This window comes from Pantoea folii (assembly GCF_056678875.1).
This window is the reverse complement of record NZ_JBWXON010000032.1, coordinates 21843-31463: the sequence shown is the minus strand read 5'-3', so window position 1 is coordinate 31463 and position 9621 is coordinate 21843. Positions and strand designations below refer to the sequence as shown.

Below are 9621 nucleotides of genomic sequence, written 5' to 3'. Positions count from 1 at the left end.
CATGCGAGAGTAGGGAACTGCCAGGCATTAAATAAGTGAAGAAACCCTGAACGAAAGTTCAGGGTTTTTTTACGTCTGCGAATTGGCGAAATCAGGGCTAAAAGCCACGAAAACATCCCACCCGTGACTAACTGATCGGGTAAACTACGGCCAGATAAATCAGTAAAGGCCGTGAAATGTCCAGCCCCCACACTTCTCTAAAAGTTTTCAACACACTGGGTCTCGAAGTCAGTGCACAAGCGCTGTATATCGCAGACACATCCGAAGCCATCATGAGCGCATGGCAAGCAACTCAACAGGCGAATCAACCTTTCATCGTATTAGGTGAGGGCAGCAATGTGCTATTCCTGGAAGACTTTGATGGTGGCGTGATTATTAACGCCATCAAAGGTATTTCACTTGAGGAAGAGGATGAATCATGGCATTTGCATATCGGTGCAGGTGAGAACTGGCACGAGCTGGTTGAGCATACTTTAAAGAAAGGTATTACCGGCCTGGAAAATCTTGCGTTAATTCCCGGCAAGGCTGGTTCAGCGCCTATCCAGAATATTGGCGCTTATGGTGTTGAATTTAAGGATATTTGCCACTACGTCGATGTGCTGCATCTACCCACACAAAAAATCAGTCGCCTGGATCGAGAAGCGTGTCAGTTTGGTTATCGTGACAGTATCTTTAAGCACGAGATGAAGGATAATCACGTTATAGTTGCTGTCGGACTTCGTTTGGCAAAGCAATGGAAGCCGGTACTGAATTACGGCGATTTAGCGAAACTGAACCCGGCCACTGTATGCGCATGGGATGTGTTCAATGCCGTCTGCCAAATGCGCCAGAGCAAATTGCCCGACCCGCGCGTAACGGGAAATGTAGGCAGTTTTTTCAAAAACCCGCTTATCACACTCAAGTTGGCTAATGAGTTATTAAAAGCATGGCCGGGGATGCCGCATTATCCGCAGGCAAATGGTGACGTGAAATTAGCGGCAGGTTGGTTGATCGATCAATGTCATCTAAAGGGATATCAGGTAGGTGGCGCTGCGGTACACCGTCACCAGGCACTGGTGTTAATCAATGAAAACCAGGCAACGCCAAAGGATATCGTTGCTTTAGCGCACGAGGTGCGAAACCACGTGGGTGAAAAATTCAATGTTTGGCTCGAGCCAGAGGTTCGCTTCATTGGTGCTCAAGGCGAACGTAACGCCGTTGAGGTCATTTCATGAAAGATAATAGTGTTCCGCTGAAATTGGTCGCGCTGCTGGCTGATGGAGAATTCCATTCAGGCGAGCAGTTGGGTGAAGCATTGGGTATGAGCCGTGCAGCCATTAATAAGCATATCCAAACCCTGAAGAGCTGGGGTCTGGATGTCTATACCGTCACAGGAAAAGGATATAGCTTACCTGCCCCCATTCAATTGCTGGATGAAGCCGATATTCTTTCGCATCTGCATCAACCAGATTTAGATGTCATCCCTGTGATTGATTCTACCAACCAGTATCTGCTGGATAGGATGGATCAGTTGCCTTCTGGTCATGCCTGTATTGCAGAATATCAGCAAGCAGGCCGTGGGCGCCGTGGCAGAAAGTGGTTTTCTCCTTTTGGTTCTAATCTCTATCTGTCGATGTACTGGCGACTTGAGCAAGGTCCCGCTGCAGCAATGGGACTCAGCCTGGTGATTGGTATCGTGATGGCCGAGGTGATTCAGTCATTGGGTGCACCTGATGTGCGTGTCAAATGGCCCAATGATCTTTACCTGAACGATCGTAAATTGGCCGGGATTCTGGTTGAACTAACCGGCAAAACAGGCGATGCAGCGCAAATTGTCATGGGCGCAGGCGTCAATCTGGTGATGCGCTCAGAAGGAGCCTCTGAAATTAATCAGGGATGGATTAATTTGCAGGAAGCCGGTGTAGAAATTAATCGCAATGAGCTGGCTGCAAAAATCATTAATCATCTGCGTGAAGCACTGCCGATTTTCGAGCGAGATGGATTGGCACCGTTTGTAGAGCGCTGGGATGCTCTGGACAACTTTATCAATCGCCCGGTTAAGTTGCTGATTGGCGATAGAGAAGTCCATGGCATTGCACGTGGTATTGATAAGCAGGGTGGTTTATTACTGGAGCAAAAAGGTGAAGTGAAATCCTGGGTTGGTGGTGAGATTTCGTTGCGACCTGGTAATTAATCTGAATTGACCTAAAAAAATAAAACGCCCTCGGAAAGAAGGGCGTTTAAATATCAAAAATTATTTTCTCAAGCGAACACTTTGCACGGCATGATCTGCAGATTTGGTCATAATCAGGCTGGCACGCTCTCGAGTTGGAAGGATATTTTCATTGAGATTCAGCCAGTTAATCTCTTTCCATAACCCGCGAGCAATATTTTCCGCCTCATCTTTGGGTAGCTGAGAATAATGGTGGAAATAAGAATCTGGATCGCTGAAGGCGCCTTCGCGGAATTTTAAGAAACGATTAACATACCAACGTTCTAATAATGCTTCAGGTGCATCGACATAAATTGAGAAGTCGACAAAATCAGAAACAAATACATGATGCGGATCGTGGGGATAATCCATCCCGCTTTGAAGCACATTTAAGCCTTCCAAAATCAAAATATCAGGCTGTTGTACCACCTTATCGCCATCCGGGATCACATCATAAATAAGGTGTGAATAAACTGGCGCAGTGACCTGACTAGCGCCTGATTTCAAATCGGATACAAAATTCACCAGACGATGCATATCGTAAGATTGCGGGAAGCCTTTCTTCTTCATTAGCCCCCGTTCTTTCAACACTGCATTGGGGTGTAAAAAGCCGTCAGTTGTAATCAGCTCGACTTTACGATGTTCTGGCCAGCGACTAAGCAGCGCCTGCAACACACGCGCAGTTGTACTTTTACCTACAGCAACACTGCCGGCAATACTGATGATATAGGGAATCTTTTGCCCATTAGTGCCAAGGAACTGCTCCAGCACGGCCTGACGGCGCAGATTAGAACTGATATAGAAGTTAAGCAGACGTGAGAGCGGCAAATAGATTTCAGCAACCTCTTCTAAGGAGAGATCTTCATTGATACCGCGTAGTCGTTCAATTTCGCCTTCAGCGAGCGTCATTGGCACTGAGTCGCGCAGGGCGGCCCATTGCTGACGGTCAAACTGCAAATAGGGTGTAGTGAGTGGTGTCGTTTTTTTACTCATAAGTATGCATCTGACCGCAAATCCCGGCTCATCAACATCTTGTAGCGTCTGGCATACAATGATGCGTCGAGCTCAGTTGCACGTCATAGGGGGTAAGTAACGAGAACAATGGGCTGGAGGGTAACACCAGTGTCACTTTAAAAAGAAGCAAATTGATAAACCTGAGCACGCTTTCGTAAGCGTGCCCGCATTTTTATTATTGCTTAGTCGCTTATTACAATCGATTTTGCTGTAGCGCCGCGTAAAATCTTTTCAGATTTTCCCTCGCTGACAACGTTGAGCCGTCTTCAGACAATCAATAATGCCTCCCTCTTTAACACGCCGACAGTGGCATCCCTTAACGAACAATCCCGTCTTGCATTGTGTTAGTTGAAAAAATGTTCAATCAAACCCGAACCAATAAAAAAAGTTACGCACTTTTAAATGAAAAATGGCGTTGTGCTTCTGGCGTGCGACGACCAAACCACGATAAGCATCTGTAAATCACTTAGTGCAGCGGCGTAAAAACACACTGCATTTGGACGAAAATACTGCAAATGATGAGCGGTTTGCGATGTTTTGCACAAATAGTAAGCGATAGAACAGTTTTGGCAATTTTTTTGTTGCATCCTGGGCTCGGTCTTCCCATAATGCGCTCCACTTGATGCCGGCTTAGCTCAGTTGGTAGAGCAACTGACTTGTAATCAGTAGGTCACCAGTTCGATTCCGGTAGCCGGCACCAATCAAGTAGGTGGGATTCCCGAGCGGCCAAAGGGAGCAGACTGTAAATCTGCCGTCACAGACTTCGAAGGTTCGAATCCTTCTCCCACCACCATCTCAACCACTTGGTTGAGCGTCAGATAAAATCTTTATCTGGCGGGTGAGTTCATCTCTCTCACCTTCGAATTCAGATTGCGGATTTTCGTAATCAAAGTCAGCCAGAAACTCTGGCAGGCTCGAATAATAGAAGGTCTTCTTTTATTATTCATAAGCTACAGAAAGAACAGGTAGCCGAGTTCCAGGACGCGGGCATCGTATAATGGCTATTACCTCAGCCTTCCAAGCTGATGATGCGGGTTCGATTCCCGCTGCCCGCTCCAGATGTGCTGATATGGCTCAGTTGGTAGAGCGCACCCTTGGTAAGGGTGAGGTCCCCAGTTCGACTCTGGGTATCAGCACCACTTCCTTTATCTCTCTCCTGATTCTCTCTCTGTAAACCAAACAGTCAGGCCCTGCCTGGTTGATATGATGATATCTTCGATATATCCGTGTCTTAGAGGGACTAGCGATGGCTAAAGAGCAATTTCAGCGTAACAAACTGCACGTAAACGTCGGCACCATCGGTCACGTTGACCATGGTAAAACCACTCTGACTGCAGCGATCACCACCGTTCTGGCTAAAACCTACGGCGGTAAAGCAAGCAAATTCGATGAGATCGATAAGGCGCCAGAAGAGAAAGCACGTGGTATCACCATCAACACTTCTCACGTTGAATATGAAACCCCGACTCGCCACTATGCGCACGTTGACTGCCCAGGCCACGCCGACTATGTGAAAAACATGATCACCGGTGCTGCGCAGATGGACGGTGCGATCCTGGTTGTTGCTGCGACTGATGGCCCAATGCCACAGACCCGTGAGCACATCCTGCTGGGTCGTCAGGTTGGCGTTCCTTACATCATTGTGTTCCTGAACAAGTGCGACATGGTTGATGACGAAGAGCTGCTGGAACTGGTAGAGATGGAAGTTCGCGATCTGCTGTCAGCATACGACTTCCCAGGCGACGATACTCCAATCGTACGCGGTTCTGCTCTTCAGGCACTGAACGGTGTTGCTGAGTGGGAAGAGAAGATCATTGAACTGGCTGGTCACCTGGATAACTACATCCCAGAACCAGTACGTGCCATCGACCTGCCGTTCCTGCTGCCAATTGAAGACGTATTCTCAATCTCTGGCCGTGGTACTGTTGTTACCGGTCGTGTTGAGCGCGGTATCGTGAAAGTAGGCGACGAAGTTGAAGTTGTTGGTCTGAAAGACACCGTTAAGTCTACCTGTACCGGCGTTGAAATGTTCCGCAAACTGCTGGACCAGGGTCAGGCAGGCGAGAACTGTGGTGTTCTGCTGCGCGGTATTAAGCGTGAAGATATCGAGCGTGGTCAGGTTCTGGCTAAGCCGGGCACCATCAAGCCACATACCCAGTTCACTTCAGAAGTTTACGTACTGTCTAAAGATGAAGGCGGCCGTCATACTCCGTTCTTCAAAGGCTACCGTCCTCAGTTCTACTTCCGTACTACTGACGTGACCGGTGACGTTCAACTGCCAGAAGGCGTTGAGATGGTAATGCCAGGCGATAACGTAAAAATGACCGTTACCTTGATCAAGCCAATCGCTATGGATCAGGGTCTGCGTTTCGCAATCCGTGAAGGCGGCCGTACTGTTGGTGCGGGTGTTGTTGCTGAAATTATCGCTTAATTGCGATAACATTTGACGCAATGCATATGGAAAGGGCATCATTTGATGCCCTTTTTGCACGCTGTTACATAGAACCTGGCTCATCAGTGATTTTCGATCATAATCATTGCTGAGACAGGCTCTGGTTTACGGCGTCGGATACCGAGTTACGCCCAAAAGCTCATTCGGTTTGGATGCCTCGCTCTGCGGGGCAGAATTGTTTCTGAATTATTGTGGCAGGTTGGTTTATGAGTGCGAATACCGAAGCTCAAGGGAGCGGGCGCGGCCTGGAAGCGATAAAGTGGGTTGCTGTCATCGCGTTGCTGTTAGTCGCCATCGTTGGCAACTATCTCTATCGCGACATTACGCTGCCTCTGCGCGCGCTGGCTGTCGTAGTACTGATTGCTGCGGCAGGTGGCATAGCGTTGCTGACTATCAAAGGCAAAGCGACTGTGGCTTTTGCTCGTGAAGCAAGAACCGAAATGCGTAAGGTCATTTGGCCGACTCGCCAGGAAACATTGCACACCACGTTAATCGTTGCCGCGGTCACTGCCGTGATGTCACTGATTTTGTGGGGGCTGGATGGAATTCTGGTCCGTCTGGTATCGTTTATCACTGGCCTGAGGTTCTGAGATGTCTGAAGCTCCAAAAAAACGCTGGTACGTCGTTCAGGCGTTCTCCGGTTTTGAAGCCCGCGTAGCGAAGTCGCTGCAAGAGCATATCAAACTGCACAACATGGAAGAGCTGTTTGGTGAAGTCATGGTGCCGACTGAAGAAGTCGTTGAAATCCGTGGTGGCCAGCGCCGTAAAAGCGAACGTAAGTTCTTCCCTGGCTATGTGCTGGTCCAGATGGTGATGAATGACGCCAGCTGGCACTTAGTGCGTAGCGTACCACGTGTCATGGGCTTCATTGGCGGTACTTCTGACCGTCCTGCGCCGATTAGTGATAAAGAAGTCGATGCGATTATGAACCGCCTGCAGCAGGTGGGTGATAAGCCGCGTCCAAAAACGCTGTTCGAGCCAGGCGAGATGGTGCGCGTCAACGACGGTCCATTTGCCGACTTCAACGGTGTGGTCGAAGAGGTGGATTACGAAAAGAGCCGCTTGAAGGTCTCTGTTTCCATCTTTGGCCGTGCAACACCAGTCGAACTCGACTTTGCTCAGGTGGAGAAAGGTTAACCCTTTTGTTCACTTTTTAGCTCTTGCAGAAGGCGCGAAATTTACCTATAATTTCGCGCCTTTTGTTTTTATGCGCTGCTTATAGCGTGTGAATCGTAATCACGGGGAGCCTGTTTTCAGGCGTTATAACCCATTTGAGGAATTATCATGGCTAAGAAAGTACAAGCCTACGTCAAGCTGCAGGTTGCAGCTGGTATGGCGAACCCAAGTCCACCTGTTGGTCCAGCACTGGGTCAGCAGGGTGTTAACATCATGGAATTCTGTAAAGCGTTCAACGCCAAAACAGAATCTCTGGAGAAAGGCCTGCCTACTCCAGTTGTTATCACTGTATACAGCGACCGTTCTTTCACCTTCGTTACCAAAACCCCTCCGGCTGCTGTACTGCTGAAAAAAGCAGCAGGCATCAAGTCTGGTTCTGGTAAGCCGAACAAAGACAAAGTCGGTAAAGTTTCTCGTGCTCAGGTACGTGAAATCGCAGAAACTAAAGCTGCGGACATGACTGGTGCTGACGTAGAAGCGATGACTCGCTCTATCGAAGGTACTGCACGTTCCATGGGCCTGGTAGTAGAGGATTAAGAAATGGCTAAGCTGACCAAGCGCATGAGCGTAATCCGTGACAAAGTTGACGCGACCAAGCAGTACGACATCGCTGAAGCTATTGCTCTGCTGAAAGAACTGGCAACTGCTAAGTTCGTTGAAAGCGTTGACGTTGCTGTTAACCTCGGCATCGATGCACGTAAATCAGATCAGAACGTTCGCGGCGCGACTGTTCTGCCACACGGTACTGGTCGTTCAGTACGTGTTGCTGTATTTACCCAAGGCGCAAACGCAGAAGCTGCTAAAGCAGCTGGCGCTGAGCTGGTAGGTATGGAAGATCTGGCTGACCAGATTAAAAAAGGCGAAATGAACTTTGACGTTGTTATCGCATCTCCAGATGCAATGCGCGTTGTTGGCCAGTTGGGCCAGGTTCTGGGTCCACGCGGCCTGATGCCAAACCCGAAAGTGGGTACTGTAACCCCTAACGTTGCTGAAGCAGTGAAAAACGCTAAAGCAGGTCAGGTTCGTTATCGTAACGACAAAAACGGCATCATCCACACTACCATCGGTAAAGTGGACTTCGACGCTGACAAACTGAAAGAAAACCTGGAATCTCTGCTGGTTGCGCTGAAAAAAGCGAAACCTTCACAGGCTAAAGGCGTGTACATCAAGAAAGTTAGCATCTCTACCACCATGGGCGCCGGCGTTGCCGTTGACCAGGCTGGTCTGAGCGCAGCAGCAAACTAATTGCTGCTTGAAACGGGCGAAAAATTCATCTAGAATCTTACGCCCGTTGTTCTGATTGGTCATTCAATTCAGAACCCAGATTCAAAGTCACTGATTAACAAAGCTTAATTGCCTAATTCATCAATGGCTTAGGTTGGAGCCAGGCCTTATCCTGGCCTCCGTCCAAGACCGCAGGAGCGGGATTATCTTCGGATAGCTTGCTTAATACCCTGCGTAGACGGTGACAGAACCAAAAAGAATTTTTTCTTCGCTGGATTCTGCTCACCGTGTAATAGCGCTCAGTGCCTTCGGGTAGCTGAGTGAAGTGAGTTCCGGGAAATCTTTCCCGGTCAAATCCAGGAGCAAAAGCTAATGGCATTAAATCTTCAAGGCAAACAAGCGATTGTTGCTGAAGTTAGCGAAGTAGCCAAAGGCGCGCTTTCAGCGGTTGTTGCGGATTCCCGTGGCGTTACCGTTGATAAAATGACCGAACTGCGTAAAGCAGGTCGTGAAGCTGGCGTTTACATGCGTGTTGTTCGCAACACCTTGCTGCGCCGCGTCGTTGAAGGAACTCAGTTTGAGATCCTGAAAGACACGTTTGTTGGTCCGACCCTGATTGCATACTCTTTGGAACACCCGGGCGCTGCTGCTCGTCTGTTCAAAGAGTTCGCGAAAGCGAATGCAAAATTTGAGGTCAAAGCTGCAGCCTTTGAAGGTGAGCTGATCACGGCGGCCAATATTGACCGTCTGGCAACTCTGCCGACTTACGAAGAAGCACTGGCACGTCTGATGTCGACCATGAAAGAAGCCGCTGCTGGCAAACTGGTTCGCACTCTGGCTGCTGTACGCGATGCAAAAGAAGCGGCTTAAGGCCATCTTCTTTTCCTTCGTACTTGCTAACGTATAAACTTTTTCTGTTTTTTAGGAACAATCGATATGTCTATCACCAAAGATCAAATTCTGGAAGCAGTAGCAGCTATGTCCGTAATGGAAGTAGTTGAGCTGGTTTCTGCTATGGAAGAAAAATTCGGCGTTTCTGCTGCTGCTGCTGTAGCTGTTGCTGCTGGCCCAGCTGAAGCTGCTGAAGAGAAAACTGAATTCGACGTAATTCTGAAAGCTGCTGGCGCTAACAAAGTTGCCGTAATCAAAGCAGTTCGTACTGCAACTGGTCTGGGCCTGAAAGAAGCTAAAGACCTGGTTGAAGCTACCGGTGTTATCAAAGAAGGCATCAGCAAAGATGACGCAGCTGCTCTGGAAGCACTGCTGAAAGAAGCTGGCGCTGAAGTTGAAGTTAAGTAAGAAAACCTTCGGGTTGCAGCCTGAGTAACATCAGGCTGATGGCTGGTGACTTTTTGGTCACCAGCCTTTTTGCGCTACAGGGGAACGATGGCGTTTCGCACTGTTTGTCCATTGTTTCTCTTCAATATCTTTTTCTATCGACGACTTAATATATCGCTTTCCTGTGAGGGTTCCCTGCCTGCACAACGGCGATGAAATGATTTAAGAGTGATAGAAAGATGTATTGCATGGGGTGCACCGCATCGCATGAAAAACAAAATAGTGT

Annotated in this window: 10 protein-coding genes and 4 tRNA genes; 13 read left to right on the top strand and 1 reads right to left on the bottom strand. The window is 48.6% G+C overall.

Features of this window, described 5'->3' with window-relative positions; genetic code table 11:
- The first annotated feature begins 176 nt into the window (after window positions 1-176).
- The gene (murB, locus tag AC1MDE_RS25215) at window positions 177-1214 is read left to right on the top strand and encodes a UDP-N-acetylmuramate dehydrogenase (RefSeq protein WP_479397934.1); all 1038 of its coding nucleotides are present in this window, start codon (window positions 177-179) and stop codon (window positions 1212-1214) included.
- Window positions 1211-2173: a bifunctional biotin--[acetyl-CoA-carboxylase] ligase/biotin operon repressor BirA gene (gene birA / locus AC1MDE_RS25210; protein WP_479397935.1), complete on the top strand. Its 963-nt coding sequence runs from the start codon at window positions 1211-1213 to the stop codon at window positions 2171-2173. Before murB ends, birA begins: the two co-directional genes overlap by 4 nt.
- 60 nt (window positions 2174-2233) lie before the next feature.
- Here birA and coaA read toward each other — a convergent pair whose 3' ends face one another.
- Window positions 2234-3184 (bottom strand): type I pantothenate kinase, encoded by a 951-nt coding sequence (gene coaA, locus AC1MDE_RS25205; RefSeq protein ID WP_034828892.1) that lies wholly within the window; start codon window positions 3182-3184, stop codon window positions 2234-2236.
- Between the two features lie 645 nt (window positions 3185-3829).
- Between coaA and AC1MDE_RS25200 the strand changes: the two genes are divergently transcribed.
- The 11 genes from AC1MDE_RS25200 to rplL all read left to right on the top strand — a co-directional run bounded on the left by AC1MDE_RS25200 (window position 3830) and on the right by rplL (window position 9356).
- A tRNA-Thr gene (locus tag AC1MDE_RS25200) sits at window positions 3830-3905 on the top strand.
- Between the two features lie 8 nt (window positions 3906-3913).
- Window positions 3914-3998, top strand: a tRNA-Tyr gene (locus AC1MDE_RS25195).
- Window positions 3999-4188: 190 nt separating this feature from the next.
- Window positions 4189-4263, top strand: a tRNA-Gly gene (locus AC1MDE_RS25190).
- A 5-nt stretch (window positions 4264-4268) separates the two neighbouring features.
- Window positions 4269-4344 (top strand) — tRNA-Thr (locus AC1MDE_RS25185).
- Window positions 4345-4451: 107 nt separating this feature from the next.
- A complete protein-coding gene (tuf, locus tag AC1MDE_RS25180; protein ID WP_337024796.1) occupies window positions 4452-5636 on the top strand; it encodes an elongation factor Tu in 1185 nt (394 codons plus the stop codon).
- 227 nt (window positions 5637-5863) lie between these two features.
- Complete coding sequence (gene secE / locus AC1MDE_RS25175; protein ID WP_039381824.1) at window positions 5864-6247, top strand: preprotein translocase subunit SecE; 384 nt, start codon at window positions 5864-5866, stop codon at window positions 6245-6247.
- 1 nt (window position 6248) lies between these two features.
- On the top strand, window positions 6249-6794 hold the full coding sequence (gene nusG, locus AC1MDE_RS25170; RefSeq protein WP_010616908.1) for a transcription termination/antitermination protein NusG: 546 nt from the start codon (window positions 6249-6251) through the stop codon (window positions 6792-6794).
- A gap of 147 nt (window positions 6795-6941) precedes the next feature.
- On the top strand, window positions 6942-7370 hold the full coding sequence (gene rplK / locus AC1MDE_RS25165; RefSeq protein WP_034828899.1) for a 50S ribosomal protein L11: 429 nt from the start codon (window positions 6942-6944) through the stop codon (window positions 7368-7370).
- Window positions 7371-7373: 3 nt separating this feature from the next.
- Window positions 7374-8078 carry a 50S ribosomal protein L1 gene (gene rplA, locus AC1MDE_RS25160; protein ID WP_034828901.1) on the top strand — a complete coding sequence of 235 codons (705 nt, stop codon included), beginning with the start codon at window positions 7374-7376 and terminating at the stop codon, window positions 8076-8078.
- Between the two features lie 351 nt (window positions 8079-8429).
- Window positions 8430-8927, top strand: a complete 498-nt coding sequence (gene rplJ, locus AC1MDE_RS25155) for a 50S ribosomal protein L10 (protein WP_034828904.1) — start codon at window positions 8430-8432, stop codon at window positions 8925-8927.
- Between the two features lie 66 nt (window positions 8928-8993).
- A complete protein-coding gene (rplL, locus tag AC1MDE_RS25150) occupies window positions 8994-9356 on the top strand; it encodes a 50S ribosomal protein L7/L12 (RefSeq protein ID WP_034828906.1) in 363 nt (120 codons plus the stop codon).
- Window positions 9357-9621 lie beyond the last annotated feature (265 nt).

Coding starts and splice junctions, on each gene's coding strand:
- birA (WP_479397935.1), top strand. CDS start 1,211: ATGAAAGATAATAGTGTTCCGCTGAAATTGGTCGCGCTGCTGGCTGAT.
- rplL (WP_034828906.1), top strand. CDS start 8,994: ATGTCTATCACCAAAGATCAAATTCTGGAAGCAGTAGCAGCTATGTCC.
- rplJ (WP_034828904.1), top strand. CDS start 8,430: ATGGCATTAAATCTTCAAGGCAAACAAGCGATTGTTGCTGAAGTTAGC.
- rplA (WP_034828901.1), top strand. CDS start 7,374: ATGGCTAAGCTGACCAAGCGCATGAGCGTAATCCGTGACAAAGTTGAC.
- secE (WP_039381824.1), top strand. CDS start 5,864: ATGAGTGCGAATACCGAAGCTCAAGGGAGCGGGCGCGGCCTGGAAGCG.
- tuf (WP_337024796.1), top strand. CDS start 4,452: ATGGCTAAAGAGCAATTTCAGCGTAACAAACTGCACGTAAACGTCGGC.
- nusG (WP_010616908.1), top strand. CDS start 6,249: ATGTCTGAAGCTCCAAAAAAACGCTGGTACGTCGTTCAGGCGTTCTCC.
- murB (WP_479397934.1), top strand. CDS start 177: ATGTCCAGCCCCCACACTTCTCTAAAAGTTTTCAACACACTGGGTCTC.
- coaA (WP_034828892.1), bottom strand. CDS start 3,184: ATGAGTAAAAAAACGACACCACTCACTACACCCTATTTGCAGTTTGAC.
- rplK (WP_034828899.1), top strand. CDS start 6,942: ATGGCTAAGAAAGTACAAGCCTACGTCAAGCTGCAGGTTGCAGCTGGT.